Genomic DNA, 26,379 nt, shown 5'->3' on the forward strand with positions numbered 1-26,379 from the left:
GCGCGGCCGGCCGGTGGCGGGCCGCGCTCCGTGAATGGGTGAGGGGTCGTCAGGGCGGCGGTGTCAGAGGGCGCGGGCCGCGGCCGAGCGCGCGGGAAACAGCTCCAGCGCCCAGGTGGCCAGCGTCACCAGTGCAATGCACAGGCCGGCCACGCCCAGCATGCCCAGCAGGCCGTCGCCGCCCAGCGGCATGTGGTAGATGTACAGGCCCGCGCCGTACTTGGGCACGCCTTGCACGCCCATGAACAGCGCCCAGCGGAAGGCCCAGGCCGCGGCGGCCAGGCCCAGCCCCAGGGCCAGCGTGTAGCGCGGGCAGGCCATGCGCTGCCCACCCCGCACCAGGGCCCACAGCAAGGCGGCACCGGCCACGGCCGAGCCCAGCATGCTCAGGCGCCAGACCGGAAACTGCTGCCACAGCTGCAGCGCCGCCTGGAAGGAGCGGCCCTGGCCCAGCCAGCCGGCAACGGCCCAGATCGCCACCATGGCCAGCAGGCACAGCGCCAGCGCCAGGCCCAGCACGCGCAGGGCCTGCAGGGCGCCGGCATCGGGGCGGTGGCGGGCGGGCAGAAAGCGCGCCGTCACCAGCATGCAGCCCACCGTGGCCAGCCAGCCCGTGAGTGCCAGGTTCAGCGGCACCCACAGCGTGTTCCACAGCGGGCGCGAGCGCACGGCCATCAGCTCGGCGCCGGTATAGGCGGTGATGGTCAGCGCCGACACGGCCAGCAGCGGCGCCAGCCAGCGCAGCCACTGCGGCCGGCCCAGCCACCAGGCCAGCACGAAGGCCAGCGCCAGTCCCACGAAGGCCGGCAGCAGCAGGGCGCCCACCGACATCCACGACCACGGCGTGAAGTGCGCATAGAAATGCCAGAAGCGCGCAGGCTGGTGCAGGTCGGCCAGCAGCGACACGGGCGCCGCGATGGCGCTGACGGCCAGCACCAGCACGGCGGCCGGCAGCAGGCGCGCCATGGCGCTGGCGCGCGGCGCCCAGGCGCAGGCGGCGGCCAGCAGGGCGGCGCCCGTGGCAATGCCGGCCAGGAAGAAGTACTGCACGGCCCAGGGCAGCCAGGCCGATTCGTAGGCGGGGGTCAGGAGTTCGACGATGTGCATGGGGTGCTCCTTGCGTTCAGTGGGAAGTGACCAGCCGCACGCTGGCCTGCCCGTCCACGCCGTCGACGAAGGCGTCGGGCAATCCCAGGTAGTACACATGCGGGTCCGTGCCCATGGCGGGCTTGAGCACCTTGAGGTCCTTGGCGTGCTCGCGCATGCGCTGGCGGATCTCGCTGCCCTCGTCGTTGAGGTCGCCGATCACGCGGGCGCCGCCCACGCAGCTTTCCACGCAGGCCGGCAGCAGGCCGGCCTCCAGGCGGTGCTCGCAGAAGGTGCACTTGTCGGCGGTCTGCGTCTCGTGGTTGATGAAGCGCGCGTCATAGGGGCAGGCCTGCACGCAGTAGCCGCAGCCCACGCAGCGCTCGTTGTCCACCAGCACGATGCCGTCGCTGCGCTGGAAGGTGGCCTGCACCGGGCAGACCGGCACGCAGGGCGGGTTGTCGCAGTGGTTGCACAGGCGCGGCAGGTTGAGCATGGCCGGCGGCAGGTCCTCGTTGCCCGCGTGCTGCACCTCGTACTGCAGCACCGTGGTGCGGAACTGGCCCAGCGGCGGCAGGTTCTCCATGGAGCAGCTCACCGTGCAGGCCTGGCAGCCTATGCAGCGGCGCAGGTCCACCAGCATGCCGTAGCGCTTGCCGGCCTCGCCGGGGCGGCGCGGTGGCTGGAAACCCGGGGTGCCGGGCGCGGCCGCCGCTACGGGCAGGGCCACGGCCGCCATGGCAGCGGCCAGCAGGTCCTGCAGGAAGCCGCGCTTGCCGGCGGCGGGCTGCGCATGGGAGACGGTGCGGGCGGGGATGTCCTGGGAGGAGGGCTTGCAGCTGCAGTCGTTGCAGCCGCTGCCGGCGCGGGATGTTTTTGGCATGGCCTGTCTTTCATCGTCCTGCGGCCACGGAGGGTGGTCGCTCAAACTCAACAAAGCATTAAAAATATGCTTTTTATATTGAATTTAATATATGAAATTCAGGGCCTTGGCGGCTTGATGTGAGTCAAGCAATGGGCTTGCAAAGCGCCACCGACTGCCTGCCATGGACAGGCGCCCAAGGCAGTCCATAGCGTGTGGCGCAGGGATTAAGACGGGGTTAACAGGGTGACTGCATTCCTCGGGAATGCGGGGCGCGTATCGGAAATCACCCTCTTGTTTCCGTGCGCGGCCCCGGTCTACGCTGCTTGTGTCGCCACTGCCAAGGAGTTCTCCATGAACCATGCCCTGAACAGCCTTGCTTCGGAACTGGACCTTGCCGCCGAAGCCGGCGAGCACCTGAGGCTGCAATTCACACAGGCCTGCGTGGACCGCATCGCGCACCTGCTGGAAGACCCGGACGTCATCCGCTGCGCACAAGGCCTTCGCCGCTACCTGGACGGCCAGATCGACAGGCAGGAGCTGGACCGCCTGGCCCGCGAGGCCGCCAGCCTGGCCAACCACCATCAGGGATCACGCTCCCTCGACGGCTGCGGCCATGCCGCCGTGTCCGCCACCTATGCCACGGCCCACGGCCTGGCGGGCCGGGCGCTGCAGGCGGCCGACTATGCGGCCTATGCCATGGTCTATGGCGAGGGCGGCCACGGCGCCGTCACGGACCGCGAGTCCTTCGAGCCTGAATACCAATGGCAGGCGCGCTGCCTGGCCTCGCTGGCGCAGGCCGCTCAGCAGCGCACGTAGCACCAGGCCGACTGCTGCAGCAGGGCCAGTGACTCGATGCCGCCCTGCGGCAGCACGCGCATGCCGGCAGGCGCCTCGCGGCCCAGCTTCCTGAGCGTGTTCGGGCAGACCAGCGCATGGGCCAGGGCCTTTGCATCCAGATGCTGCGGCGTGCCCGGCGCTGCGTCCAGCAGCGCCTCGACGGCCGGGCCGTTGATGACGATGCGGACTTCGGCACCGGGCCGGTCCTGGCGCAGGTTGGCCAGATTGCTGCGTGCACGGGCCAGGGCGCCGGGTGTGGGCGCATGCAGCACGATGCGCAGCGGCGGCGCATCCGGCCGGACGGGGAACAGGTCGCTCCAGTCGCTGGAGGCGGTGGAAGCGGTGGAAGCGGCGGGAGAACGGCTTGTGCTCATGGTCGTCCTCGTCATTTCCTGCCACGCGGCCCCATGACCTCTTCCAGCAGGCCCGGCGGCAGGCCGGTGCGTACCTGCACCACTCCCTTGTCATCCTTCCAGACCAGGGCCGGCGTGGCACGCAGGCCCCAGGTGGACATCAGCGAGGCATGGTTGGCCAGCACCTGCCGCGTGGCCTGCGGCACCGGGGCCAGCGGCGTGGCGCCCGCGCCTTCTGCGCTGGCGCGGCCGGCCTTGGCATAGGCACGTGCGTGCTCGGCCAGGGCCTGCTCTGGCTGGCGCGCGGTCAGCATGGCGGCGGCCTTGCCCTCGCTGCTGGGCTTGAGGATGCCCACCAGAATGTGGCGCAACTGCACCTGGCCGCTCTCCACCCAGGGCCGGGCATCGTTCCACAGCTGGTTGCAATAGGGGCAGTTGGGGTCGGTGAACACATAGACCGTGCGCGGCGCGTCGGCGCGGCCATCCGGGATGGACTGGGCGCGCTGCACATCGCTCCACAGCTGCTCGCCCATGGGCTTTTGCACGGCGGCCTGCAGGGCCTGGGCGTTCACGTCGCGGCCCTGGGCGTCGATGACCGTGCCCAGCACCCAGTGCTTGCCGTCAGGCATGCGGTAGATGGGCACGGGCTGGCGGTCGCGGTAGGCGGCCCAGGCCTTGAGTCCGCCCACGGCCGGCAGCGGTCCCACCAGGGTCAGTCCCTGCTGGGCCAGGAAATCCTCCGATGGCAGCTCGGACGCCGCAGCCGGCAGGGCCAAGGCTGCCGACAGGGCCAGGGCTCCTGCCAGTGCAGGCAGGGGGAACAGGGGGGAAGCGCTCATGAACATTCCTTCAGATGCTGGGCCAGGCTGGCGCGCGACAGCTCGCCCATGCGCATGCCGCACAGCCGGCCGTCGGCGCCATAGAAATAGGTGGAAGGCAGGCCCCGCTGGCGCCAGTGCCGGCCGGCCTGCTGCTGCGGGTCGAACAGCACCTGGGCCAGCGGCAGCGGGGCCGTCGCCTGCTCGCGCCGCAGGTAGCCCATCACGGCCTCTGCCGTCTCGCCCTGGTTGATCCAGATGAAACGCACATCGGGCCGCTGCTGCTGGGCCTGGGCCAGCACCGGCATCTCGCGCCGGCAGGGCGGGCACCAGGTGGCCCAGAGGTTGATCACCATGGGCCTGCCATCGGCCTGCTGCAACTGCTGCAGAGAGACCGGCTGCGCCTGTCCGTTGACCAGGGTGAAGGCCGGCAGGGCCGGTGCATCTGCGGAGGGCAGCGCCTGCAGCAGGCTGCCCAGCACCAGCAGGGCCGCCCCCGCGCCCAGCGCCAGCCCTGTGGCGCGGCGCAGCACCGGGGAGCGGCGGCTGCGCCACAGCATGTACAGCAGCGCGGCCAGCAGGCCGGCCCAGAGGTTCCATCCCCCGTCGCGGATATCGATGATGCGGCCTGCGAAGGCCGGCATCCCGCCCCAATCCCAGGGAGCAGGCGCGTACTCTGCCCACCACTGCGCGACATAGGCCAGGCGCGCCGCCAGCAGGCCGGCCAGGGTGCTTTGCCACAGCAGCGCATCCACGGCCTGGCCCGTGCGCCTTTCATTCCTGCGCGCCAGCCACTGCGCCAGCAGCCAGGCCAGCATGGCCACCACCACGCCCACCGGCAGGACCAGCGGCCCCAGCGCCAGGCTGGCGGGCAGGTGCAGCCAGGCGCCCAGCGCCGATAGCGCTGACGGCCCGCCAGGCTCTGCCGCTCCGGCAAGAACAGGCGAAGGCGCCAGCAGCAGGCCGGCAAGCAAGGGCAGGAAGGACGAAAGAAGAGGGGATGACCGGAGATGCATGGAAGGGAGTTTCAGCCATGCGGGCTGACAGGCCGTGGATGCTGGCAGCGGGGAATTAACGGGGGGTTAACGGCCTGATGGCCTCACGGCCTCACCTGGCTTGCCGGGCGGCAGCGCCACCTCTTGCGCTCGCAAGAAAATCCACCTCATGGATCGAGTGTCAGAACTTATTCCAGAGTGCTGCAAATGCACCGAAAGAAATGGCAATGAAGAGGGATGCCTTGAAAACCAGCTTGTTTTTCGATGAAGTCGATGGCTTCACTATCTTGTATTTGGAAACGAGCATGACGACGACAAGGGTTAGCACACACACGACGATAAGCCGTGTCTGAAGTTCGTTCATTGCATATCCTTCCATCAAGCGGAATACGGGGTCGCGAGCGATGCGAATCCGTGAGGGCAAGGCTTGGATTGTGCATTGGTAATTGCGCGAATTTCCGCTGTGGATGACAAGGAAAATTCCGAAATATTTCAGGATATTTCCGAGGTGACATAGGACTTGTCCTGAAGTTCCTGCGTAATTCAGACTTGGTGATTCTTTGCCTGTTGATGGCCCCAATCTGCTTTGCTTCCAGTCCCAATCAATCCCATGGCCGCAGACAGCAGCAAGGCCGCAGCGGCCAAGCCGCCAGACAGCCAGAGCGTGGCGTGCAGCCCCCAGCCATCGACCAGTTGGCCGCCTGCCCATGAGCCCAGCGCAATACCGATGTTGAAGACGCCAACGTACAGCGCCGTGGCAATTTCCACGGCGCGTGGCGCAGCCTGCATCATCCAGGTCATCAGGCCCACCGATACGCCGCCGTAGGCCAGGCCCCAGACCAGCAGCACGGCGCCACCACCGGTTGGCGAGTCGCCCACGGACAGGAACAGCACAGGCGCCAGCAGCAGGCCCAGGGCGATCGCCGCCAGACTCGGCACCGTGCGGCGCGCCGCGATGATGCCCGCCAGGAAGTTGCCCACAATGCCCGCGATGCCGTAAGCCAGCAGCAGCGCGCTCATCCATTGCGCATCGAACCCGGACACCGTCAGCAGCAGCGGGCGCACGAAGGTGAAGGACATGAAATGCCCGGCCACCAGCAGCAGCGTCAGTGCCAGCCCGGCCTGCAGCCTGCGGTTGGCCAGCTGATGACTGAATTGGCGCAGGCTGGCCGAGCCTGTGGCAGGCAGGGCGGGGAGAACGGCCATGTGCAGCGCCAGCACCAGTGCGCTGAAGCCTGCCATGCCACCGAATGCCCAGCGCCATCCCGCGAAATCGCCGATCAGCGCGCCCAGCGGCACGCCCAGCACCGAGGCCGCCGCCACGCCGCCAAAGATGATGGAGGTTGCCAGGCCCATCGACGCCTGGGGTACCAGCCGTGCCGCCAGCCCGCCCGCGATTGCCCAGATGCCGCCCATGCAAAAGCCCACCAGGACGCGCGCGGCCAGCAGCCAGATCAGCGACGGCGCCAGCGCCGAGGCCAGGTTGGCCAGCACGAGCAGGGCCAGCAGTCCGCACAGGATGCGGCGCCGGTCCATGCCGCCCGCCGCCATCACCACCAGCGGCGCGAACAGCGCGGCCAGCAGCGCCGGCAGCGAGATCATCAGGCCGGCCCTGCCCATGGAGGTGCCCAGGCTGCCAGCAATGGATGTGAGCAGGCCGACCGGCAGCATTTCCGTGGTCACCACGGAAAAGGTGGCCAGGCCCACGGCGGACACGGCCAGCCACGGGCGGCGCGCGGCGGGTTCGGGCCGCGTGGAGGAAGACGAATTCATGGTCTAGATCCCTTCAAACAGGTGGGGGGGTGTTGCACCGCCGTCGCGGGACAGAGAAAATACATACGCTGCGTATGAATAGAATCCTATATACATACGCATCGTATGTAAATAATCATGCACGCCGTATGTAAGGAGATTGGCCATGGTCCGCCGCACCCGCGCCGAGATGGAAGAAACCCGCGCCACGCTGCTGGCGACGGCCCGCAAGGCCTTTGGAGAGCAGGGCTACGCCGATGCCTCCATGGACGATCTCACCGCGCAGGTGGGCCTGACGCGGGGCGCGCTGTACCACCATTTCGGCGACAAGCAGGGCCTGCTGGCGGCCGTGGTCGAGCAGATCGATGCCGAGGTGGATGAACGCCTGAAGGCCATCACCGCCCATGCCCGGGATCCCTGGCAGGGCTTTCGCAGCCGCTGCCGGGCCTACCTGGAAATGGCGCTGGAGCCTGAAATCCAGCGCATCGTGCTGCGCGATGCGCGCGCGGCTTTGGGCGGAGCGCTGCCGCAATCGCAGCGCCACTGCATTGCGTCCATGCAGGCACTGATTGCGGACCTCATGGCGCAGGGCATCGTGGCCCGGGCCGATCCGCAGGCGCTGGCATCGCTGATCTACGGCAGCCTGGCCGAAGCGGCTTTCTGGATTGCCGAGGGCGAGGACGCCGACCTGCGGCTGGAGCGCGGCGCGGCGGCGCTGGACCTGCTGCTGGGCGGGCTGCTGGCCCGGCCCTGAGCAGGCCGCCTGGCTGCATTCTTGTGCACCCGCCTGCGAAATTCGGCACGCCGCCGCGCCAGCGCGGCAAATCTGCGATGCTCAGTCGCTTTTCGTTCCCGACTTGGATACAGACGGCGGGGCCTGGCGCCAGGCCCTGCGGACAACAACATGCATGTTCTCTTGGTGGAAGACAACGCGCTGGTGGCCAGCGGCGTGCGGGCCGGCCTGCAGCTGCAGGGCTTTGGCGTGGATACCGTGGCCTCGGCCGGGCAGGCGGATGCGGCCATCCGTTCCTCGCATTTCGATGCCTGCGTGCTGGACCTGGGCCTGCCGGACGAGGATGGCCTCTCGCTGCTGGCGCGCTGGCGCGGCCAGGGCCTGCAGGTGCCCGTGCTGGTGCTGACGGCGCGCGATGCTGTGTCACAGCGCATCGAAGGCCTGCAGACCGGCGCCGACGATTACCTGGTCAAGCCCTTTGACCTGCACGAACTGGCGGCGCGCCTGCATGCGCTGCTGCGCCGCGCGGCCGGCCGCAGCGTGGACTGGATCGAGCTGGGCGAGGTGCGCATCAACCCCGCTGCCGGCCATATCCAGCGCCAGGGCCGCACCGTGGAGCTGTCGCGCCGCGAGTGGTCGCTGCTGCGCGCGCTGCTGCAGTCGCCGGGCCGCATCCTGAGTACCGAGCAACTGCGCGACAGCCTCTACGGCTACAGCCAGGACGTGGAGAGCAATGCCGTCAACGTGCATGTGCACCACCTGCGCCGCAAGCTGGGCCATGAACTGGTGGAGACGGTGCGCGGCGAGGGCTACCGCCTGGGCCTGCACCCATGATGCGCAGCCTGCGCGTGCGCCTGCTGGCATGTCTGTGCCTGGCGCTGTGCACGCTGTGGGGCGGGGTGGCGGCCTGGATGTTCTCGGACATGCGCAACGAGCTGCGCACCGTGCTGGATGACCGGCTGATCGCCTCGGCGCGCATGGTGGCCGGCATCGTCCACCAGTTCCGGCCTGCCCGGGAGCTGCCGCAGGACTGGAGCCCTATGCTCAACGTGATCGCGCGCGACGGCGTGGCCTGCGAGGTCAGCCTGGTGCGCGGCGAGGTCCAGCCCGTGCGGCCCGAATCGGCCCTGCCGCAGGTGCTGGCCAAGACCGAGGGCAGCCCCGTGTTCCCGCAGAGCATGCCGCTGGGCTTCTCGACCATCATCAAGGGGGGCAAGCCCTGGCGCACCTATGTGCTGGAGGACCACGGCGTGCGCATCGCCACGGCCGACCGCATCGATGTGCGCGAGGGCCTGATCCACGGCTTTGCCTACACCATCGTCCTGCCCTTCGTGCTGGCGCTGCTGGCCAGCATGGGGCTGATGTGGTGGGCCGTGACCCAGGGCCTCAGGCCGCTGGAGGCCCTGCGGCGCGAGCTGGCGCACCGCCCGCCCGGCGACGATTCGCCCGTGGCCCAGGGCCTGCAGACGCGCGAGCTGGCGCCGCTGGTGCAGACGCTCAACCAGTTGCTGCACCGCGTGCGCGCGGCCATCGACCGCGAGCGCCGCTGGAGCGACGACGCGGCCCATGAGTTGCGCACGCCGCTGACGGCCATCAAGACCCATGTGCAGGTGGCTCAGATGGCGCTGGCGGCGCCCGGCATGCCTGCCGGCCTTCTGGCCGCGCCGCCTGGTTCCATGGCGCGCGATTCGCTGGCACAGGCGGGCGAGGGCGTGGAGCACCTGCAGCACACGCTGGAGCAGTTGCTGCTGCTGGCGCGGCTGGAGCAGCATGAACCGGGCGCCGCCAATGCGCTGGCCTGCGGCGATGCGCCTGCCGATGCGCTGCAGGCGCTGGACAAGGCCTGGCAACTGGCGGTGAATGCCGTGAGCGCCGGAGCACCGGCGCCGGCGCAGCGCCAATGGTTGGACACGCACCAGCAGCCCGGCAACGGCGCCTGGCCGCTGGCCATCTCCGAGCCCCTGCTGGTCTCGGCCCTGCGCAATCTGCTGGAAAACGCCCTGCGCCATGCGCCGCAGCATGCCGTGGAACTGGCCGTGCGCCCCATTGGCGCCATGCCGGGCAAGACGCAGCAGCCGGGCTCAGGCTATGTGGAGTTCACCGTGGCCGACCATGGCCCGGGGCTCAGCGCCGAGGAATGCGAAGAGGCCACGCGCCGCTTCTGGCGCAAGCGTCCCCAGGAGCATGGCAGCGGCCTGGGCCTGCCCATCGTGCAGCGCATCGCCGAATGCGCAGGCGGCTGCCTGCTGCTGCAGCCGCGCAGCCTGTGGCGGCCCGAAGAAGGCGATGCGAGCGGGCTGGTCGCACGCCTTTATCTGCCGTTGGCGGCGGGCGCCGGCGCACTGGTGCCGACGCACTGACGAGAGCGCACCGACGCCGGCGCATTAACGCCGACTTAATCTGCGCTGCGTATCGTGCCGACCTGGCTGGCCAGCCGCGCAGGCATTGCGCCGTGCGGGGGCAGCCGCAGGTATCCAGAACTGACCCTGTCCGCCGCTGCCGCGCACCTGCCGGCGCCCACGCATGGCAGGGCAACAGCCTCTTCCCACGATGAACCGCATGAACAAACAGACCCTGTCCCGGTCGTGCATCGCCATTGCTGTCGGCATCTGCATGCCGATGGGCGGCGCCTGGGCACAAGACACCTCCGCTGCGCAGGCGGCAGTGCAAGGCAACGCTGCCGCTGGCCAGAAGATCGCCCAGGCGGGCACGCCCCAGGGCGCGGCGGCCTGTGCCACCTGCCACGGCGCCAAGGGCGAGGGCATGGCGGGCTTTCCGGCCCTGGCCGGCCAGCACGCCGGCTATCTGGCGCGCCAGCTGCAGCACCTGGCCGACGGCAGCCGGCAGGCGCCCGTGATGGCGCCCATGGCCAAGGCCCTGTCGGCCCAGGACCGTGCCGACGTCTCGGCCTACTACGCCAGCCTGCCGCTTCCCATCCAGCCCGTGCGCGGCCCGCTGCCCAAGGGCAAGGACGATGACGGCGCCTGGCTGGTCGAGCGTGGCCGCTGGGCCGACGGCATTCCTGCCTGCGCCCAGTGCCATGGCCCTGGCGGCGTGGGCGTGGGAGCGGACTTCCCCGCCATCGGCCACCTGACGGCCGACTACATGCAAAGCCAGGTCGCCGCCTGGAACAAGGGCCAGCGCGAGGCCGGCCCCCTGGGCCTGATGGGCAAGATCGCCCGCAAGCTCACGCCCGAAGACATCCAGGCGGTGGCGTCCTACTACGCCCGCCTGCATGGCGCGGGCACAGCCACCGCAGCCACGGCCTCCGCGCCGGCCAAACCCTGATGGACCGGGAGCCGATCATGTCCGACACACCACGCAATCCCGCCCCCGGCAGTTCCAACACCGCCGAATACATCGTCGTTGCCTGCCTGTTCGCCGGTCTGGCGGGCACACTCGCCTATGGCATGTACGTCAGCCGTCCTGCCCGGCCCGACGTGCCGGTCAACGTGGCCGCCGCACCCGCCGCACCCGCTGCTGTCCCCGCAAAGCCCGATGCCCAGCCCGTTCAGGGGGCTGCCGACGGCGCAGCCTTCACGCCGCCCGGTGCCCGCGACATTCCGGACACCCCCATGGGCGAGTGGATCCGCCGTGGCGAGGCCATCTTCCTGCGCACGCCGGCCAACGCCGTGGGCTTTTCGGGCAACACCCTCAACTGCGTGAACTGCCACCTGGACGCAGGCCGGCTCAAGGGCGCCGCACCCATGTGGGGTGCCTACCCGCTGTACCCGGCCTACCGCAAGAAGACCAACCACGTGGACACCTTCGCCGAGCGCGTGCGCGGCTGCTTCATGTACAGCATGAACGGCAAGGCCCCCGACGACGGCCACGACATCCTCGTGGCGCTGGAGGCCTATGCCTACTGGATGGCGCAGAAGGCGCCCACGGGCGAGAAGCTGCCCGGCGCGGGCTTCACCAAGGTGGGCAAGGCCGCGCAGGAGCCCAGCTTCGAGCGCGGCGCCAAGGTGTACGAGGCCAAGTGCGCCCTGTGCCACGGCCCCCAGGGCCAGGGCCAGGAAGTAGGCGGTGTAACCGTGTTCCCGCCGCTGTGGGGCAAGCAGTCCTACAACTGGGGCGCGGGCACGCACGAAGTGGACAAGGCCGCCAGCTTCATCAAGGGCAACATGCCCTACGGCAACCCCACGCTGGATGACCAGGAGGCCTGGGACGTGGCCACCTACATCAACAGCATGGAGCGCCCCCAGGACCCGCGCTTCACCGGCAACGTGGCCGACACGCGCAAGCAGTTCCACGACAACCCGTACTCGCTGTACGGCACCGAGGTCAACGGGCGGCTGCTCAAGGGTCTTTGAGCGGATCGGACAGGCAACGGCAGGCCGGGCGCAGGCCTGCGTTGCTGCAAGGGACAGGGCGCTGACAGCCGCCCTGCAAGCGCATCTGCGCCGGTGCGGCCTTTGCACCAGACGGCGTACGGTCATCGGTTTGACGGCCGGCATTTCATGATTTAATAAGAATCATTCTCACTGATTTGCCGACGCATCCGGCTTGCACCGCAGCACACCGCCTTGCCGGCAAGCCCGGCCCGTGCCGCACGCGGCCATGCGCACAGGCCTTCGCGCGACCGCCGCGCGATGCTCAGGTTTGCCGAGGAAACCATGACCCAGACCTTGGACGACATTCAGCAGCTGGCGCACGAGCACCAAGTGCTGCTGCGTGGCTACGGCCACGCCCAGTTGCGCAGCAGCGAGCTGCTGTGCCTTCAAGCCCAGGAAATAGAGAGGCTGCAAAGGCTGGTGATCCGCCAGCGCGCGGCCTTGATGGCCAAGGAAACCCAGCTGCTGTGGGCGCGCGAGGAGCGCGAGGCGCTGGAGAAGGCCATTCCCGGCCTCTCGCGCCGCGTCACGCTGGCGCGGCGCGTGGAGTCGCTGCTGGTGCGCGTGCAGGACCTGTTGCGCGAGCGCGCACGCTGGCAGCGCCAATCGGCCGCGCCCCTGGCGCAGCCCGCCGTGCCTGCAGCGGGCGCGCATGCGCGGGAGCCCGAACAGGACGCCGAGGCCTTCGAGGCCAGCCTGCGCGAGGCCGACCTGGTGATCTGCCAGACCGGCTGCCTGAGCCACGGCGAGTACTGGCGCGTGCAGGACCATTGCCAGCGCACGGGCAAGACCTGCGTGCTGGTGGAGCAGCCCGATGCGCTGCGCATCGTCCGCATACACCGGGGCGCCGACGGCGGCGACAACCCCGCCATGACGCTGAGCCACGGAGACACGACCGCATGACACGCAGCAAGATGCCCCTGAGCCCGGGTGGCGAACCCGAACTGCGCAGCGTGGGCCTGAAGGCCACGCTGCCGCGCATGCAGGTGCTGGAAATCTTCAGGCAGAGCGCATCGCGCCACCTGCATGCCGAGGACGTGTTCCGCCTGCTGGCCGAGCGGCGTGCCGAAGTGGGCCTGGCCACCATCTACCGCGTGCTGTCCCAGCTGGAGGCGGCGGGCCTGCTGCTGCGCCAGACCTTTGAAAGCGGCAAGGCCGTCTTCGAGCTCAACGAGGGCCCGCACCATGACCACCTGATCTGCCTGCAGTGCGGACGCGTGGATGAATTCAGCAACGACCACATCGAGGCACTGCAGCACCAGGTGGCCCAGGCCCACGGCTACCGCCTGGCCGACCACCGCCTGGCCCTGTACGGCCATTGCAGCGCGTGCTCGCAGCTGCCACCCGAATCACCGGCACAGCCCGAGCAGGCAAGACAGCCTGCGCTGCAGGACAACGAATGAGCACCAACGACAGATCCCTGACCCCCGAGCAGCGCGCCGCCCTGGACCTGCTGATGTCGCGCCAGTCGCGCTGGCCGCTGCAGGACCCGGCGCCGGGCGCAGACGTGATCGACACCGTCATCGATGCTGCACTGCGCGCCCCCGACCACGGGCAGCTGCGGCCCTGGCGCTTCGTGCTGGTGCAGGGCGATGCGCGCCATGCGCTGGGCGAGGTGTTCGTGCAGGCCGCCAGGGCGCGCGACCCGCAGGCCGACGCCGAGCGATTCCGCGCCAAGGCCTTGTCCGCCCCGCTGATCATTGCGCTGGGCGTGCACCTGCAGCCCGAGCACAAGGTGCCAGAGAGCGAGCAACTGCTGGCCGGTGGCGCTGCCGCCATGAACATGCTCAACGCCCTGCACATCCTGGGCTTTGGCGGCTTCTGGGCCAGCGGCGCCAACAGCCACGATGCGCGCGTGCGCGAGGCCCTGGGATTCGAGCCCCATGACCGGCTCGTCGGCCTGCTGTATGTGGGCACGCCCGTCTCGGCCGGCCGCGAAGCCCTGCGGCCGCCGCGCAACCGCTTTGTGCGCGAATGGCAGCCCGGGCAAGACCTGGTGCAAGGCCTGGCCCTGGCCCTGTCTTCCAGCGCGGACGACGAAGGCTGATCCTGCTTCCTTGAAGCAAAGATGCCCGGCTTGACCGGGCATCTTTCGTTGCGGCTGCGCAATCGGCCTAAGCCGCCGTCTCGACCGACTTCAGCTGGTAGATGGCATAGAAGTGCACGCCAAAGGTCCAGCGGAATGCCGGCCCCAACAGCGAGTAGGGCGGGCCGTAGCCTTCCATCACCTGGTGCGCGGCCACCAGCTGCAGGCGGGGATGGGCTTGCGCCAGATCGGCCTCGCGGCGCAGGCCCCAATGGAACTGGGCCTGGGTGAGCCGGACCGAAGGGTGCTGGCTTGCGCGCCCGGCCGCCAGCCAGCACATGGCGTCGAACACCAGCTCCGAGCCCGGCGGGCTGCGTTGCGCAAACGTGGTCCACAGCGCCTGCATCTGCTCTGGCTGCAGGTACATGGAAACGCCCTCGGCCATCATGAACACCGCAGGCCCGGACCTGTCGGCCGGCAGTCCCAGCCGCTGCCACCAGTCGGCATCGGCCAGGTCGAATTCGCGGATCTCCTGGCGCTCCGATTGCCGGGGCAGCAGCTGCCTGCGCAGCGCGGTCACCGGTCCCAGGTCCGCATCCGTCATGTGCATCTGCCCGTTGTCCAGCCATTGGAAATAGTCGCTGAGGCCGCAGCCCAGGTTCACCACATGGCCCTGCGGCTGGCGCTGCAAGAAGTCCTGCGCCAGCGCGCGAAAGCAGTGCGTGCGCGCCAGCACGCCGTAGATGCTCTGCCGGTCCTGCAGCCACCGGCTGCCGTCGTCGCCCAGCTGGGTCAGGGTGTCCAAGGCGTGGGCGTCACTGACGGCCATGCCGGGAAACAGCCGCTCGCCCAGGGCGCGGGCGGCCAGTGGAATGCGCAAGGTCTCGCTGACATCGGACAGTTTTTCCTGGCGTGGCGAGGAGGGCTGCGCGTCGGGCAAGGCCGTTGCGGCCGTCGGGGCAAGAGATTCGGGCATGGCGGGCTCCTGTGCGTTGCCGGCCGGGGCGGGCGGCATCCACCTTCCATGAATTGCTTCAAGGGCTGATACCCATATTAGGGCCTGTTCGCACGAATGCAGGCAACCCGAAGGGAAGCTGCCTGCCATCAATCCTTGTTCACCTTGTGGTCCTCGCCCTTGGCCTGTTCCATGGCCTCGGGCTCCAGCTCCTCGGCGGAGCGGTTGAGGTGGATGAAGGCACCCCAGCCCAGCAGCAGGACACCCACGGCGCTGACCAGGGCGGCGGGATAGAGCAGGTGGGCCGGCTCTTCCTGCGTCTTGAAGGCAGCGACCAGGGCTTCGACGGCCAGGGCCACGACCAGCACCACCAGAAAGCGCGAGAGAAACCGGCGCACGCGCGTGGGGCCGCTGATATGGGCCTCGCGTATGACCTCCTCTTCGGTGATGGTCTGGGCGATCTGCAGCGCGACCACGCCCGAGGCCAGAATGCCCAGCGCCTCGACGATGCGCAGCCCCGAATCGCCATCCACGCCATGCGCCATGGCGTTCCAGCCCTTGAGGCCTGCAATCCACAGCAGGGCGATGGCCGCCAGCGAAAACAGCAGGGCGATGAGCGCGTGCACGACGGTGAAAAGGGTATGGAGTGCTTTCATGGCAAAGGGCGGAGAGTGGGCCGTGGCGCATGTTTCCACGGCGCCGGCGCGCCGCTTGTAGGAAACGGCGAACAGCCGTGGACAGTGGCAGGCAGCGGTGGGCAGGCGCGGTGCCTGCCCGCGGGTGCGGCGCATGGATAAAATCCCCGGACCATGTCCAGATGGTTCATCGTGGCTTTTTCCCTGCACTTCGTCGTCAGCGTGGCCTTGTCCACGCTGGGGCTTGTGCCATGGCGGGCCCTGCCGGGGGCCGCTTGCGAGCCGGCCGGCGCCGCCTGCGCCAGCGTGCAGCGCACGGCAGCGCCGCTGGTGGACACGGCCTCCCTGCTCGATGACTTCGACCATGCGCTGATGGACGATCAGCAGGACCTCCCCGATGTCATGCATGCCGTCGATAGCGTGGATGCCCCCCGGCTGCAGGCCGATCGCCATGTCGCCAGCAGCCTTCGCGAAGGACCGTGGCGCAGCCTGGCCCCGCCCGAACGGCCTCCCCGGGCGGCCTGATCCCCTTTGCGACCTGCCGGGGCCGTTGGCTCCTCCGGGTCGGCGCATGCGGCATCCACGCCGTTCGCCGGGTCCTGTCCGGCATGCCCCGTCTGCGGGGCTGGCCTATCGCTTCCAATCTCTCCGGACCCAGCGCAGCATGGGCCCTTTTTGCCGCAGCGGCGGCTCCCGGTTCCCAGAACAAGCATCATGGAAATTGCCATTCTTTTTGCGCTGATCCTGCTCAATGGCGTCTTCGCCATGTCCGAGATCGCGCTGGTGACGGCGCGCAAGGCTCGCCTGCAAAAACTCATAGACGAGGGGGACGCCGGCGCCGCCGCAGCCGCCCAGCTGGGGGCCGACCCCACGCGTTTCCTGTCCACCATCCAGATCGGCATCACCTCCATCGGCGTGCTCAACGGTATCGTCGGCGAGGCCGCGCTGGCCGCTCCCCTGGCCGAGTGGCTGCAGCGCATGGGCGTGCCCGCGCCCTATGGCGGCTACACGGCCACGGCGCTGGTGGTGGTGCTGATCACCTATTTCTCCATCGTCGTCGGCGAGCTGGTGCCCAAGCGCATCGGCCAGACCTATCCCGAGACCTTTGCGCGCCTGATCGCACGCCCAGTCAACTGGCTGGCCCATCTGACCAAGCCCTTCGTGGTGCTGCTGTCCGTGTCCACCCATGCGCTGCTGCGCCTGCTGGGCGTCAAGGAAAACAGCGGCAGCGCCGTCACGGAGGAAGAGATCCACGCCATGCTGGCCGAAGGCACGACGGCCGGCGTCATCGAATCGCACGAGCACACCATGGTGCGCAACGTGTTCCGCCTTGACGACCGCCAGATCGGCTCGCTGATGGTGCCGCGCAGCGACGTGGTCTGCCTGGATGCCGATGCGCCGTTCGAGGACAACCTGCGCGTGATCGAGCAGTCCGACCACGCGCGCTTTCCCGTGGTGCGCGGCGGCATGGACTCCATCATCGGCGTGCTCAACGCGCGCCAGTGGCTGTCGCGCGCGCTGCAGGGCAAGGATCAGGGCCTGACCGACCAGCCCATGCAGACCGCGCTCTATGTGCCCGAGACCATCACCGGCATGGAGCTGCTGGAGAGCTTTCGGCTGTCCGACGTGCACATGGCCTTCGTGATCGACGAGTACGGCGAGGTCCAGGGCATCGTCACCCTGCAGGACCTGGTGGAGGCCATCACGGGCGAATTCCAGCCCCGCGATCCGCGCAACTCCTGGGCGCTGCAGCGCGAGGACGGAAGCTGGCTGCTGGACGGCCACATCCCCGTGCCCGAGCTCAAGGACCGGCTGGAGCTGGCCACCGTGCCCGAGGAAGAGCGCGGCCGCTACCACACGCTGGCCGGCATGGTCATGCTGCTCACGGGCCGGCTGCCGCGTGTCACCGACACCGTGCAATGGGAAGGCTGGCGCTTCGAGGTGGTGGACATGGACGGCAAGGCCATCGACAAGGTGCTGGCCATGCGCGTTGACGTGTCGCTGCAGGTGCCCGGCGACGAAGACGCAGGAGCAGCCCATGCACCGCGTTGAACGACGGGCCCCGCGCTGCGCCTGGAAACTGCTGGCATGCGCGGCGGCCGTGGTCTTCATGGCCGCCTGCCTGGACGGCGTGCAGGGCTACCCGCAGCAGCAGGCGCCCATCATCAGCCCCTACGACATGACGCAGGAGCAGCGGCTTGCCGAAATGAACGCCATGGGCGCGGCCGGCCATGCCGACCACCGCTGGACCTACGAACTTCGCCCCGGCTGCGTGCTGCGCGTGGACCTGGACGGCCCGCAAGGCCCGCGCCCTTCCCTCGATATCGCCCTGCTGGGCAGCGTGGTGGCCGTCACGTCCCAGCGTGAACGCGGCAGTTTCCGCGTGGAGCTGCAGTCCGGCGACGGCCTGCAGTCGGCACGGTCCCTGGTGCTGGAAAGCACCAAATGGGCCGACGCCAGCTGGACCCAGCTGCTGCTGCGCCTGATGCAAAAGGGTTGCATGGAAATGCAGGGCCGCCCGCACGGCAGGACTGCCAGCCGGCACTGAGAGGCAGCGCACAACGGCACGGATCGGCATGCATCGGCAGGGACCGGCAGGCCAGGCAAGCGCGGCTTGCCCGGTCCCGCAAATGTGAGGGGCGGAAACGACAAGCGGCACCGAAGTGCCGCCGGGTAGGGCGCGGGGCGCAGGGTCCCGGGCCAGGGCAGATCGCCGGCTTACTTGGCCAGCGTCAGCGTGCCCTTCATCAGCGCGGCGTGGCCGGGGAAGGAGCAAAAGTAGCTGTAGGCCTCGCCCGCCTTCAGGGCGGCGGTGGAGAAGGTCACGGAGTCGGTCTCGCCGCCGCCGATCACCTTGGTGTGGGCGATCACGCGGGCGTCCTTGTCCTTAACGAAGTCCTTGGCGGCGCCGGCGGCGATGCCGTCATTGGCCACGGGCTGCAGGTCGGCCGTCTTGCTCAGTACCCAGTTGTGGCCCATGGCCGTCTTGGGCAGCTTGCCCACGTGCTTGAGCTTGACCGTGAACTGCTTGCAGCTGGCGGGCACGCTGATGGTGGGCTTGTTGAACTGCATGGCGTCATTGCCTTCGATCTCGACGGCGCAGTCGGCGGCCAGCACAGGTGCGGCGACGGCAGTCATTGCGAGGGCCAAGAGGACGGGTTTCCATTGCATTGCCATTGTTTTCTCCTTGAAAAGCGGGTGAGGTGGCTGGCATCCGGTGGCCATGGACCGGCAGGCGGTCTGTCGCCATGGATGCTTTGTATGGCTGCCTCCAGCATAGACAGGATGGGGGAGGGCGGGTTGATTTGAATCAAGTCAAAACAGTTCGAAGACCTGCGCTCCAAGCATGCGGTATGGCGTCACGCCGGCAGGGTATGCGCGGTGGCTGTCGCCGGGAATCACTTGCCGTCCGTCGTCTTTTGGCGACGGGCAACCCCACAGCTCGCATGCCTCTACTCACCTCAGTCACATTTGGGTACGATTGCGGCACATAGAGGGGGTTTATGAGAGTGATGGTTTTCATAGGCGCTGTCATTGGCGCCATCTTTCTGCTGACGGCGTTCTTCGTCGACAGCTCCCAGCAACAGACGGCGCTGGCGGGCATGGCCTGTGCCAGCGTCCTCATTCCGTACGTGCTGTTCAGGTTGCACTCGATCGCCGTCGAGCAGGACAAGCTCGATCAGATCCTGCAGCTGATGCGAAAGTCCGGCAGCCAGCCCGAAGGGGTGGCTCCGGGCGGCGAGGGGTCCCGTGAGCCGGGTGGTCCTTCGGCGCCCAGGTCCTGGATGTCCTGAGGCGCGGGCCGGCAGCCAAGGCAGGTCCGGCAGGCCAGGCAGGTCTGGCAGGCCTCAGGCGAACTGCACGACCACGCGCCGGTTGGTGCGGCTTTTCTTCTCGATCTTGGTGACGGCCACCGTGCCGATCTCGGCCGTGCTGCGCACATGCGTGCCGCCGCAGGGCTGGCGGTCCAGGCCGGGGATGTCGATGATGCGGATCGTCGCCGTGCCGCCCGGGGGCGCGGCGCCTGCGGTGCGTACCAGGTCGGGCTGGGCGGCCAATTGCTCGGGCGTGATGCGATCCACGTTCACGGCATGGCTGGCGGCGATCAGGGCGTTCAGGCGCTCCGTCAGATCGGCCTTGTCCAGCGTGGATTCAGGCAGGTCGAAATCCAGGCGTGCCGAGTCCGGCGAGATGCTGCAGCCCGTCACGGGCACGGGCACCAGCACGCCCAGCAGGTGCAGGCAGGTGTGCAGGCGCATCAGACGGTGGCGCCTGTCCCAGTCGATGGCTACCTGCACGCGCTCGCCGACCTGGGGCGGCGCATCGGTCTGCAGCACATGCAGGATGCGCTGGCGGTCATCGGCATAGACGGTGTCGATGACCGCCAGGCTGCGTCCGTCGGCCAGGATCAGCGTGCCGGTGTCTCCGGCCTGGCCGCCGCTGCGGGCATAGCAGACCGTGGCATCCAGCTCGATGCCTTCGGGGCTGACCGCGATCACGGTGGCTTCGCAGCGGTCCAGGTAGGCGTCGTCGTCAAAGAGCTTGTGCGTCTGGGACAGGGGCATGGGCATGGGGTGTCTCCGGGGTCATGTCGCGGTCCATGGTATCGGCGGCATGGCGGGGCCGGGCAGTACGCCTGGGCGAAAAGTCCCCAGTACAGTCCATGGCCGGCAGCGGTGGCAGTCGGCTGCTTGACAGCCTGTCAAGTGCCCGGGTCCGCGACCTGACAAGATCGGCGCCCGCGCCGCGCGCGTGCCGCTGAACAATGGCGCATTCCTTGCCGACGGCGCTACAGATTTTTCCGAAGCTGACGACATACGCAGGGCATGAATCTGTGAGTTTTCCGAGGAACTGTCCGAATGGATCAAGAACCTTTGCGTCCATCCCGTGCAGGCTCCACCCCCGTCTCCATCCCGGCAGGCCCCGGTTTGCGGCTGCCCACATTGTTCATCTCCTCATCTTTATGAGCACTACCGATCTTCACGCAGCTTCCCTGAGCGATCTCTATGACCGGCTGGACGAAGGCCTCAGCGAAGAGGCCTTTGCCGCCGAACTTGATGCCCGGCTTCATGACGGGCGGGCCGATGAGGTGCAGGTTTTCCTGCGTGATTGCGAGGAGCGCTGCCTTTACATGCTGGGGCGCCTGAACAGCAGCGAATCGCCCTGGACACATGACGGTGAGCGCTGGCTGGCCCTGGCACGGCTCACGGTGCCGCGCGGCCATGCGCCGGCAGGGCTCAGCGAGAAGCTGACCAATGCCAAGGTGGCCGCCGAAGTGCGCGTGATGGCCGAGCAATGGCTGGCCCATGCCCGCAGCGCGGATCTGCCGGTCTTCAAAGGCATAGGCATGGTGCTGGGCAACCTGGTGCCCTGGCTCTGCTATCCAGGCATGCCATACGAGGAAGTGACGGCTACGCTGGACTGGACGCTGGCCCTGCGCAAGGAAGGGGAGTACAAGCCCGACACCGAGTACCACGCGCCCTGGAAGCGGCTGATCGCCCAGCTGAACGATGCCGACCTGCAGCGCTACGCCGCCGTGGGCGGCAAGCTGTTCGCCGATGTGATAGTGCACTACCGCGAAGAGCGCCAACCCAAGCAGCCCAAGGGGCAGGGCTGGAAGTCCTGGATGGGCTTCTTTGCCGCGCATCCCGAGCTGTATGACCAGACCTACATAGGCGAACCGGACCTGATAGAGCAGCGCTGGGCCAGCGCAGATGCCCCACGGCGTGAGGAACTGGCGGGCACCCTGATGGGCCAATTGGGCCATGCCCAGGGCGGGGAGCGTACCCGTGCGCTGCAGCTGCTGGACCGCCTGGTGGCCGAGGATCCCGCGCCCTTTGCCAGGCAGCTGCGTGAGAACGGCGGCTATCGGATCAGCCTGGCGCTGGCCATGCATGTCATGAAGCAGGACGATGCCGCCTTGCTGCCCCTGCTGCTGCCGGCCATTGCCCAGCACTGCGACCGCGAGGACGAGCTGCGCCGCTACCGCAGCGCGATCCGCGAACTGGTGACCCGCCGACCGACCGATCTGGCCGAGGTGCCTGTCAAGGACCTGGTCAATGTGCTGCCCGCGTTCGACACCGCCAGCCTGAAGGCCACGCTGCCCAACCTGACCCCGCTCATCGCAGGCAGCAGCGCCAAGGGCCTGCGCGCCGCCATGGCCGGCCTGGCCGCCCATATTCCGCTGGCCAGCTTGGTGGATGCCGGCTGGCTGAACAAGCCGCCCAAGAACCTGCTGTTGACCTGCCGCGACGTGCTGCTGGCCCACCCCGACCCCGCCGTCGGTCCCTTGCTGGCGCAGTTGCTGGCGGGCGGCAAGCTGGATGCGGCCTCGGCCAGCAGCGTGCAGCAGCGGCTGAACCAATTGGGCCTGACCGGGCAGGGCGCCTCGGCATCGGAAGAAAGCCAGGCGGATGCCGCATCGCCAGCGTCTGCCGCTGGCGGCGTGGACCTGGAAGCCCAGCTCGCCTCCATCAAGCGCCTGAGCGCGGCCATCAAGCCCTTCGACACGCCCGAGCTGCTGGCGCTGTGCGCGCCGCTGTCCGAGCACGCGGCCCGCGTGCTGCTGCACGTATCCGCCATTGCCGAAGGCGGCCTGCCGCCGCTGGCCCACGAGCTGCTGGCGCGCATTCCGGCCGACAACCGTGCCCGCCTGGCGCTGGCCCTGGTGCAGCAATGGATTGCTTGCGAGGGCGAGCCCAAGCAGCGCTGGGCGCTCAGGCTGCTGCCCGGCCATGCCGATGACCGCGTGGTCGATGCGCTGGTGGCCGCCGTCCAGGCCTGGAACCGCCCGCGCCTGCAGCGCGCGGCCGCCGCTGTCGAGCATCTGGGCGAGGTGGACAGCCTCTACGCTCTGCTGCGCGTGCAGGAGATCTCCGAATCGCGCTCGCTCAAGGACCAGGTGCAGCGCACGGCGCGCAGCGCCCTGCGCGCTGCCGCTGCCCGCCGCAAGATGAGCGTGCCCGAGCTCTTCGACGAGCTGACCCCCGACTTCGGCCTGGGCCAGGGCCTGACGGTCACGGTCGGGCCGCACAGCTACCGCGTGGAGCTGCAGGGCGATCTGAGCCTGCGCGTCATCAACGACAAAAACAAGGCCAGCAAGACCATTCCTGCGGTCAAGGACGAGGCGCTCAAGCCCGAATGGGAGGCGGCCACCGCGCAGCTCAAGACCCTGGCCACCAGCCTCAAGACCGTGGTCAAGCAGCAGGCGCCGCGCATGCTGGCGGCCCTGGTCAGCGGCAAGCGCTGGCCATTGGATCGCTGGCAGCGGCTGTTCGTGGCCCACCCGCTGCTGCGCATCGTGGGGCGCAGCCTGATCTGGCGCGCAGAGGATGCGCCGGGCCTGGCGCGCACCAGCTTCCGCCTGGCCGAGGATTTCTCGCTGGTCGATGTGGAGGATGAAACCGTGGCCCTGCCGGCAGGCTGCAGCATCAGCCTCTGGCACCCGGCCACGGCCCAGCCCGGCGAGCGCGAGGCCTGGCAGGCCTACATGGCCGACTATGAGCTGGAGCCCCTGGTCGACCAGCTGGGCGCCTGCGCCGAGCAGCCAGCGCCCGGCCAGTTCAAGAACGGCATGCTGCTGCCGCCCGCGCCGATCACGCTGGCGCAGGAGCAGCTCGGCGCCATGCTCAAGAAGTTCGGCTACCGGCCCGGCCCCGTGGGCGATGGCCCCAGCATCAACGAGCATGTGTGGCGCCTGCCCGCGCTGGAGCTGAGCCTGGAGCTGTCGCACGGCTATTTCCCGCCCTACCTGGACCTGGGCCTGCCCGTGGCCGTGGAAGGCCTGCGCGTGCACGACCTGAGCAAGGGTTACGGGGCCAGCGCCGACCCGGCGCGGCTGCCCAAGCCGCTGCTGGCCACGCTGCAAGGCCAGTGGCTGGCCCTGGCGGCCAAGGCGGCTGCCTGAGCCCTTGTCTTTGTGAACCTTTGCTCCCTTGAAACGTTGGCCGGCCGATCGCCCATCACCGAAGACTCCACAGACCATGAGCAACAACGAGACAGCAGCGCTTCCCCTGCAGGCTTTGTACGAACTGCACACGGCCGCGCCGGCCGGGCGCGAGGGCATGCCGGCCTTTGCCGCCGAACTGGCAAAGCGCCTGGCCCAGGGGCGCGATGCCGAGGTGGCGGACTTCCTGCGCGACAGCAGCAGCCTGTGCCAGGAGCGGTTGCGCCAGCTGCCCGGCGAGCATGCGCCCTGGCAGCGTGACCACGCGCTGTGGCTGGCGCTGGCGCGCATCAGCCTTCCGCTGGGACAGTTCTATGGGGGCAACCCGGGCGTGCCCCGGCGCAGTGCCGAGCTGACCGCAGAGCTGACGGCACTGGCCCGCGCCTGGCTGGATGACTGGGGCAGCCGCACCCACCAGCCCTGGAGACTGCGCGATGGCTACGACCTCGTGCTCAGGCAGGTGCTCGGCGTGCTGGGCCATGAAGGCATGTCCAGTGCCGATATCACCGGCCTGCTGCGCTGGGCGCGGGAACTGAGCGCACAGGCCGGCATTGCGCCCGGCGCGCAGTACTACTGCCAGTGGCAGCACCTGCTGCACCAGCTGCCCGAGCCCGAACTGCTGGCCATGGCCATCGAGGACGGCGGCGGCCAGCTCAGCCGCGACATCGTCCAACGCCAGCTGCCGCTGCAGCGCACGCGGCCTGCAGCGCAGCGCTGGGCGCTGTGGCGGGATTTTTTTGCGCAATTCCCCGCCGTGCTTGACCAGCTGCGCCTGCCCGAGCCCGTGCTGATCGCATCGCGCTGGGAGACGGCCGATGCCGCGCGCCGCGACCTGCTGGCCCAGGACCTGTTCAAGGCCTGGTGCTTTGCCTCGGACGATGACTGGCCGCATGACCGTGCCCTGGTGGAGCGCATGCTGCAGACCGACGCTGCGCCCCTGGCCGCCTGGTTCAAGCAACTGGGCCACCTGGCGATCAATCCCGCCGTGGCGCAGCGGCTGTGGGAAGCCCGGTGGCCGGCCCTGCTGCCGCTGCTATTGCCGGCCTGCGCAGACGGCTGCAAGCACGAATCCGACCGCGCCGGCTACGCCCCGGTGGCCGAAACCTTGCTGGCCGATCGCCCTGGCGACCTGGCCCGGCTGGCCGCCGGCCCGCTCACGCACCTGCTGCCCGCGCTGCGCGTGGACACGCTGCAGCGGCTGCTGCCGCAACTGGGCAAGGCCGCCTCCGGCAGTGCCTCCAAGGGTTTGCGTGCGGCGCTGGCACGGGCGCTGTCTGCCTTGCCCGTGGATGCGCCCCAGGCCGCAGGCTGGCTGGCCAAGCCCAACAAGAACCTGGTGCTGGCCTACCGCGATGTGCTGGTGGCCCATCCTGATCCGGCGTCTGGCAGCCTGCTGTCGGCACTGCTGTCCGGTGGATTGCTGGACGTGGCCGAGCAAGGCCCGGTGCAGGCGCGACTGAAGGATCTGGGTGCCGCAGCCCCGGTTGCGGACGCAGCCGGGTCACCTGGCGGCGAGGCCATGCCAGCGGGCAGCGATGCCGGCTCCCTGGCAGAGCTTGAAGCCCAGGCCGCCAGCCTGCAGCGCCTGTCGCCCGCCATTGCCGCGCTGGACCAGCCGGCGCTGCTGGACCTGCTCGCGCCCCTGTCGGCCCAGGCCGCGCGCGCGCTGCTGCACCTGGCGGCCACCAGCCCGCAGGAGCTGCCTGCGCTGGCCCACCAGCTGCTGGCCCAGGCCGGCGCGGAGAACCGTGCGCGGTTGGCCCTGGCTCTGGTCCAGCACTGGGTGGCTGCCGATGGCGCGCCCGAATCGCGCTGGGTGCTCAAGCTGCTGCCCGGCGCGGCGGACGACCGCATCGTCGATGTGCTGTCCTCGGCCGCCCTGGCCTGGCACAAGACGCGCAAGGAGCGCGCCGTGGTCGCGCTGCAGCAGCTGGGCCGGCTCGACACGGTCTATGCCCTGTCCTGCGTGCAGGCCCTGGCCACCGGCAAGACCCTCAAGCCCAGCGTGCTGGCCGCCGCGCAGGCCGTGCTGGCCGAGGCCGCCACGCGGCGCGGCATGGCGCTGGCCGACCTCGGCGACGAGCTGACCCCGGACTTCGACCTGGGCCGGGGCGTGCAATTGCAGGTGGGCGCGCAGACCTATGACGTGCTGCTGCAGGGCGACCTGTCGCTGCGCCTGCGCACGCCGGCCGGCAAGCTGGTGCGCAGCCTGCCGGCCCTGGACGACGAGGGCCTGCGCACGGAGTGGTATGCGGCCGCCGCGCGGCTCAAGACGCTGTCCAAGGGCATCAAGGCCGTGCTGCAGCAGCAGGCGCCGCGCCTGCAGTCCTGCCTGATGCTGGGCCGGCACTGGCCGCTGGCCACCTGGCGCCGCCTCTTCCTGGAACACCCGCTGCTGCGCGTGGTGGCACAGGGCCTGGTCTGGCGGGTGGAGCCCGCGGCCGGCCAGCCGTTCAGCCTGCGCATTGCCGAGGACCTGTCCCTGGTCGATGCCGAGAGCGACGCGGTGCAACTGCCGGCCGAGGGCCGCATCGCCCTGTGGCACCCCGCGCAGGCCACCGAGCAGGAGCGTGCGCAGTGGCGCGAATGCCTGGCCGACTACGGCCTCAAGGCCCTGGTCGAGCAGGTCGATGCGCCCGCCGACCTGCCGCTGTCCAGCCAGTGGCAGCAGGAACTGCTGCAGCCCCTGGCACCGATACGGCTCACGCAGCAGGCGCTGGACGGCCTGGCAGGGCCATGGCGCTTTCATGCCGGCTCCGTGTGCGATGGCCCCGGCATCTACCTGCACCTGCGGGACTTTGCCGTGCAGCACTGGCGCGTGGAACTGCTGCACAGCGCGGCCATGCCGTACTACGAGCCCGGCCATGAGATCGACATCGAAGGCTTTGCCCTGCGCGACATGGCCGCCGACCGCCTGCTGCCCCCGGCCGAATGGCCGCTGCCGCTGCAGGCATCGCTGTGCGGCATGCTCCAGGCCCTGGCCTCGCGCGCTGCGGGCGCGGCTGCAGCCCAGGTTTGACTCCCTCCAGAACCCCTGAATCC

The 26,379-nt window shown here is 69.2% G+C and carries 26 protein-coding genes; 15 read left to right on the forward strand and 11 right to left on the reverse strand.

Annotation, left to right across the window (positions count from 1 at the left end; translation table 11 throughout):
* Positions 1 to 63: 63 nt before the first annotated feature.
* Positions 64 to 1,107: an NrfD/PsrC family molybdoenzyme membrane anchor subunit gene (gene nrfD / locus AC5I49_RS12185; RefSeq protein WP_495789415.1), complete on the reverse strand. Its 1,044-nt coding sequence runs from the start codon at positions 1,105 to 1,107 to the stop codon at positions 64 to 66.
* Positions 1,108 to 1,123: 16 nt separating this feature from the next.
* Positions 1,124 to 1,969: a sulfate reduction electron transfer complex DsrMKJOP subunit DsrO gene (gene dsrO, locus AC5I49_RS12190; RefSeq protein ID WP_495789416.1), complete on the reverse strand. Its 846-nt coding sequence runs from the start codon at positions 1,967 to 1,969 to the stop codon at positions 1,124 to 1,126.
* Positions 1,970 to 2,302: 333 nt separating this feature from the next.
* Between dsrO and AC5I49_RS12195 the strand changes: the two genes are divergently transcribed.
* The gene (locus AC5I49_RS12195; RefSeq protein WP_012206046.1) at positions 2,303 to 2,767 is read left to right on the forward strand and encodes a hypothetical protein; all 465 of its coding nucleotides are present in this window, start codon (positions 2,303 to 2,305) and stop codon (positions 2,765 to 2,767) included.
* Here AC5I49_RS12195 and AC5I49_RS12200 read toward each other — a convergent pair.
* From AC5I49_RS12200 to AC5I49_RS12220, 5 genes are all read right to left on the reverse strand, one after another.
* On the reverse strand, positions 2,752 to 3,162 hold the full coding sequence (locus AC5I49_RS12200) for a DsrE family protein (protein WP_017403856.1): 411 nt from the start codon (positions 3,160 to 3,162) through the stop codon (positions 2,752 to 2,754). The two genes, AC5I49_RS12195 and AC5I49_RS12200, sit on opposite strands and share 16 nt — an antisense overlap.
* Before the next feature lie 11 nt (positions 3,163 to 3,173).
* Positions 3,174 to 3,980 (reverse strand): thiol:disulfide interchange protein DsbG, encoded by an 807-nt coding sequence (gene dsbG, locus AC5I49_RS12205; protein WP_495789417.1) that lies wholly within the window; start codon positions 3,978 to 3,980, stop codon positions 3,174 to 3,176.
* The gene (locus AC5I49_RS12210; RefSeq protein WP_495789418.1) at positions 3,977 to 4,975 is read right to left on the reverse strand and encodes a TlpA family protein disulfide reductase; all 999 of its coding nucleotides are present in this window, start codon (positions 4,973 to 4,975) and stop codon (positions 3,977 to 3,979) included. The genes dsbG and AC5I49_RS12210 overlap by 4 nt, the downstream gene beginning before the upstream one ends.
* Before the next feature lie 160 nt (positions 4,976 to 5,135).
* Entirely contained in the window at positions 5,136 to 5,318 is a 183-nt protein-coding gene (locus tag AC5I49_RS12215) for a hypothetical protein (protein ID WP_034366011.1), read from the reverse strand.
* A gap of 179 nt (positions 5,319 to 5,497) precedes the next feature.
* On the reverse strand, positions 5,498 to 6,727 hold the full coding sequence (locus tag AC5I49_RS12220) for an MFS transporter (protein WP_495789419.1): 1,230 nt from the start codon (positions 6,725 to 6,727) through the stop codon (positions 5,498 to 5,500).
* A 145-nt stretch (positions 6,728 to 6,872) separates the two neighbouring features.
* On the opposite strand from AC5I49_RS12220, the gene AC5I49_RS12225 reads away from it, so the two are divergent.
* The 8 genes from AC5I49_RS12225 to AC5I49_RS12260 all read left to right on the forward strand — a co-directional run bounded on the left by AC5I49_RS12225 (position 6,873) and on the right by AC5I49_RS12260 (position 13,823).
* Positions 6,873 to 7,460, forward strand: a complete 588-nt coding sequence (locus tag AC5I49_RS12225) for a TetR/AcrR family transcriptional regulator (protein ID WP_016446229.1) — start codon at positions 6,873 to 6,875, stop codon at positions 7,458 to 7,460.
* 150 nt (positions 7,461 to 7,610) lie between these two features.
* A complete protein-coding gene (locus tag AC5I49_RS12230) occupies positions 7,611 to 8,273 on the forward strand; it encodes a response regulator (RefSeq protein WP_012206042.1) in 663 nt (220 codons plus the stop codon).
* Positions 8,270 to 9,799, forward strand: coding sequence for an ATP-binding protein (locus AC5I49_RS12235; RefSeq protein ID WP_495789420.1), 1,530 nt, complete (start codon positions 8,270 to 8,272; stop codon positions 9,797 to 9,799). The genes AC5I49_RS12230 and AC5I49_RS12235 overlap by 4 nt, the downstream gene beginning before the upstream one ends.
* Positions 9,800 to 9,989: 190 nt before the next feature.
* Positions 9,990 to 10,727, forward strand: a complete 738-nt coding sequence (locus AC5I49_RS12240; protein ID WP_016446227.1) for a c-type cytochrome — start codon at positions 9,990 to 9,992, stop codon at positions 10,725 to 10,727.
* Between the two features lie 17 nt (positions 10,728 to 10,744).
* Positions 10,745 to 11,755 carry a c-type cytochrome gene (locus tag AC5I49_RS12245; protein WP_026061998.1) on the forward strand — a complete coding sequence of 337 codons (1,011 nt, stop codon included), beginning with the start codon at positions 10,745 to 10,747 and terminating at the stop codon, positions 11,753 to 11,755.
* Positions 11,756 to 12,058: 303 nt separating this feature from the next.
* On the forward strand, positions 12,059 to 12,679 hold the full coding sequence (locus tag AC5I49_RS12250) for a DUF2325 domain-containing protein (protein ID WP_016446225.1): 621 nt from the start codon (positions 12,059 to 12,061) through the stop codon (positions 12,677 to 12,679).
* Positions 12,676 to 13,179 carry a ferric iron uptake transcriptional regulator gene (gene fur, locus AC5I49_RS12255; RefSeq protein ID WP_047327410.1) on the forward strand — a complete coding sequence of 168 codons (504 nt, stop codon included), beginning with the start codon at positions 12,676 to 12,678 and terminating at the stop codon, positions 13,177 to 13,179. The genes AC5I49_RS12250 and fur overlap by 4 nt, the downstream gene beginning before the upstream one ends.
* Positions 13,176 to 13,823 carry a nitroreductase family protein gene (locus AC5I49_RS12260; protein WP_046240884.1) on the forward strand — a complete coding sequence of 216 codons (648 nt, stop codon included), beginning with the start codon at positions 13,176 to 13,178 and terminating at the stop codon, positions 13,821 to 13,823. Before fur ends, AC5I49_RS12260 begins: the two co-directional genes overlap by 4 nt.
* A gap of 67 nt (positions 13,824 to 13,890) precedes the next feature.
* Here the strand turns inward: AC5I49_RS12260 and AC5I49_RS12265 are convergent, their stop codons facing one another.
* Entirely contained in the window at positions 13,891 to 14,778 is an 888-nt protein-coding gene (locus tag AC5I49_RS12265; RefSeq protein WP_495789421.1) for a class I SAM-dependent methyltransferase, read from the reverse strand.
* Between the two features lie 128 nt (positions 14,779 to 14,906).
* The gene (locus AC5I49_RS12270; RefSeq protein WP_026061999.1) at positions 14,907 to 15,413 is read right to left on the reverse strand and encodes a hypothetical protein; all 507 of its coding nucleotides are present in this window, start codon (positions 15,411 to 15,413) and stop codon (positions 14,907 to 14,909) included.
* Positions 15,414 to 15,566: 153 nt separating this feature from the next.
* Here AC5I49_RS12270 and AC5I49_RS12275 point away from each other — a divergent pair, with 153 nt between their 5' ends.
* The 3 genes from AC5I49_RS12275 (at position 15,567) to AC5I49_RS12285 (ending at position 17,940) form a co-directional block, all read left to right on the forward strand.
* Complete coding sequence (locus AC5I49_RS12275) at positions 15,567 to 15,917, forward strand: hypothetical protein (protein ID WP_495789422.1); 351 nt, start codon at positions 15,567 to 15,569, stop codon at positions 15,915 to 15,917.
* A gap of 189 nt (positions 15,918 to 16,106) precedes the next feature.
* Positions 16,107 to 17,444: a hemolysin family protein gene (locus AC5I49_RS12280; RefSeq protein WP_017403868.1), complete on the forward strand. Its 1,338-nt coding sequence runs from the start codon at positions 16,107 to 16,109 to the stop codon at positions 17,442 to 17,444.
* The gene (locus AC5I49_RS12285; RefSeq protein WP_016451614.1) at positions 17,431 to 17,940 is read left to right on the forward strand and encodes a hypothetical protein; all 510 of its coding nucleotides are present in this window, start codon (positions 17,431 to 17,433) and stop codon (positions 17,938 to 17,940) included. The genes AC5I49_RS12280 and AC5I49_RS12285 overlap by 14 nt, the downstream gene beginning before the upstream one ends.
* 170 nt (positions 17,941 to 18,110) lie before the next feature.
* Here the strand turns inward: AC5I49_RS12285 and azu are convergent, their stop codons facing one another.
* Positions 18,111 to 18,569, reverse strand: coding sequence for an azurin (azu, locus tag AC5I49_RS12290; protein ID WP_495789423.1), 459 nt, complete (start codon positions 18,567 to 18,569; stop codon positions 18,111 to 18,113).
* Between the two features lie 335 nt (positions 18,570 to 18,904).
* On the opposite strand from azu, the gene AC5I49_RS12295 reads away from it, so the two are divergent.
* The gene (locus AC5I49_RS12295; protein ID WP_227468558.1) at positions 18,905 to 19,186 is read left to right on the forward strand and encodes a hypothetical protein; all 282 of its coding nucleotides are present in this window, start codon (positions 18,905 to 18,907) and stop codon (positions 19,184 to 19,186) included.
* 54 nt (positions 19,187 to 19,240) lie between these two features.
* Here AC5I49_RS12295 and AC5I49_RS12300 read toward each other — a convergent pair whose 3' ends face one another.
* Positions 19,241 to 19,963: an alanyl-tRNA editing protein gene (locus AC5I49_RS12300; protein ID WP_016451616.1), complete on the reverse strand. Its 723-nt coding sequence runs from the start codon at positions 19,961 to 19,963 to the stop codon at positions 19,241 to 19,243.
* Between the two features lie 392 nt (positions 19,964 to 20,355).
* Between AC5I49_RS12300 and AC5I49_RS12305 the strand changes: the two genes are divergently transcribed.
* Positions 20,356 to 23,298 carry a DUF4132 domain-containing protein gene (locus AC5I49_RS12305; protein WP_495789424.1) on the forward strand — a complete coding sequence of 981 codons (2,943 nt, stop codon included), beginning with the start codon at positions 20,356 to 20,358 and terminating at the stop codon, positions 23,296 to 23,298.
* 76 nt (positions 23,299 to 23,374) lie between these two features.
* Positions 23,375 to 26,356, forward strand: coding sequence for a DUF4132 domain-containing protein (locus AC5I49_RS12310; RefSeq protein WP_495789425.1), 2,982 nt, complete (start codon positions 23,375 to 23,377; stop codon positions 26,354 to 26,356).
* Positions 26,357 to 26,379: the final 23 nt, after the last annotated feature.

This window comes from Delftia sp. (assembly GCF_059499305.1).

Coding starts and splice junctions, on each gene's coding strand:
- AC5I49_RS12235 (WP_495789420.1), top strand. CDS start 8,270: ATGATGCGCAGCCTGCGCGTGCGCCTGCTGGCATGTCTGTGCCTGGCG.
- AC5I49_RS12285 (WP_016451614.1), top strand. CDS start 17,431: ATGCACCGCGTTGAACGACGGGCCCCGCGCTGCGCCTGGAAACTGCTG.
- AC5I49_RS12210 (WP_495789418.1), bottom strand. CDS start 4,975: ATGCATCTCCGGTCATCCCCTCTTCTTTCGTCCTTCCTGCCCTTGCTT.
- AC5I49_RS12250 (WP_016446225.1), top strand. CDS start 12,059: ATGACCCAGACCTTGGACGACATTCAGCAGCTGGCGCACGAGCACCAA.
- AC5I49_RS12305 (WP_495789424.1), top strand. CDS start 20,356: ATGAGCACTACCGATCTTCACGCAGCTTCCCTGAGCGATCTCTATGAC.
- dsbG (WP_495789417.1), bottom strand. CDS start 3,980: ATGAGCGCTTCCCCCCTGTTCCCCCTGCCTGCACTGGCAGGAGCCCTG.
- AC5I49_RS12230 (WP_012206042.1), top strand. CDS start 7,611: ATGCATGTTCTCTTGGTGGAAGACAACGCGCTGGTGGCCAGCGGCGTG.
- AC5I49_RS12270 (WP_026061999.1), bottom strand. CDS start 15,413: ATGAAAGCACTCCATACCCTTTTCACCGTCGTGCACGCGCTCATCGCC.
- AC5I49_RS12195 (WP_012206046.1), top strand. CDS start 2,303: ATGAACCATGCCCTGAACAGCCTTGCTTCGGAACTGGACCTTGCCGCC.
- fur (WP_047327410.1), top strand. CDS start 12,676: ATGACACGCAGCAAGATGCCCCTGAGCCCGGGTGGCGAACCCGAACTG.
- AC5I49_RS12240 (WP_016446227.1), top strand. CDS start 9,990: ATGAACCGCATGAACAAACAGACCCTGTCCCGGTCGTGCATCGCCATT.
- AC5I49_RS12295 (WP_227468558.1), top strand. CDS start 18,905: ATGGTTTTCATAGGCGCTGTCATTGGCGCCATCTTTCTGCTGACGGCG.
- azu (WP_495789423.1), bottom strand. CDS start 18,569: ATGGCAATGCAATGGAAACCCGTCCTCTTGGCCCTCGCAATGACTGCC.
- AC5I49_RS12260 (WP_046240884.1), top strand. CDS start 13,176: ATGAGCACCAACGACAGATCCCTGACCCCCGAGCAGCGCGCCGCCCTG.
- nrfD (WP_495789415.1), bottom strand. CDS start 1,107: ATGCACATCGTCGAACTCCTGACCCCCGCCTACGAATCGGCCTGGCTG.
- AC5I49_RS12275 (WP_495789422.1), top strand. CDS start 15,567: ATGTCCAGATGGTTCATCGTGGCTTTTTCCCTGCACTTCGTCGTCAGC.
- AC5I49_RS12225 (WP_016446229.1), top strand. CDS start 6,873: ATGGTCCGCCGCACCCGCGCCGAGATGGAAGAAACCCGCGCCACGCTG.
- AC5I49_RS12310 (WP_495789425.1), top strand. CDS start 23,375: ATGAGCAACAACGAGACAGCAGCGCTTCCCCTGCAGGCTTTGTACGAA.
- dsrO (WP_495789416.1), bottom strand. CDS start 1,969: ATGCCAAAAACATCCCGCGCCGGCAGCGGCTGCAACGACTGCAGCTGC.
- AC5I49_RS12220 (WP_495789419.1), bottom strand. CDS start 6,727: ATGAATTCGTCTTCCTCCACGCGGCCCGAACCCGCCGCGCGCCGCCCG.
- AC5I49_RS12300 (WP_016451616.1), bottom strand. CDS start 19,963: ATGCCCATGCCCCTGTCCCAGACGCACAAGCTCTTTGACGACGACGCC.
- AC5I49_RS12200 (WP_017403856.1), bottom strand. CDS start 3,162: ATGAGCACAAGCCGTTCTCCCGCCGCTTCCACCGCTTCCACCGCCTCC.
- AC5I49_RS12215 (WP_034366011.1), bottom strand. CDS start 5,318: ATGAACGAACTTCAGACACGGCTTATCGTCGTGTGTGTGCTAACCCTT.
- AC5I49_RS12245 (WP_026061998.1), top strand. CDS start 10,745: ATGTCCGACACACCACGCAATCCCGCCCCCGGCAGTTCCAACACCGCC.
- AC5I49_RS12265 (WP_495789421.1), bottom strand. CDS start 14,778: ATGCCCGAATCTCTTGCCCCGACGGCCGCAACGGCCTTGCCCGACGCG.
- AC5I49_RS12280 (WP_017403868.1), top strand. CDS start 16,107: ATGGAAATTGCCATTCTTTTTGCGCTGATCCTGCTCAATGGCGTCTTC.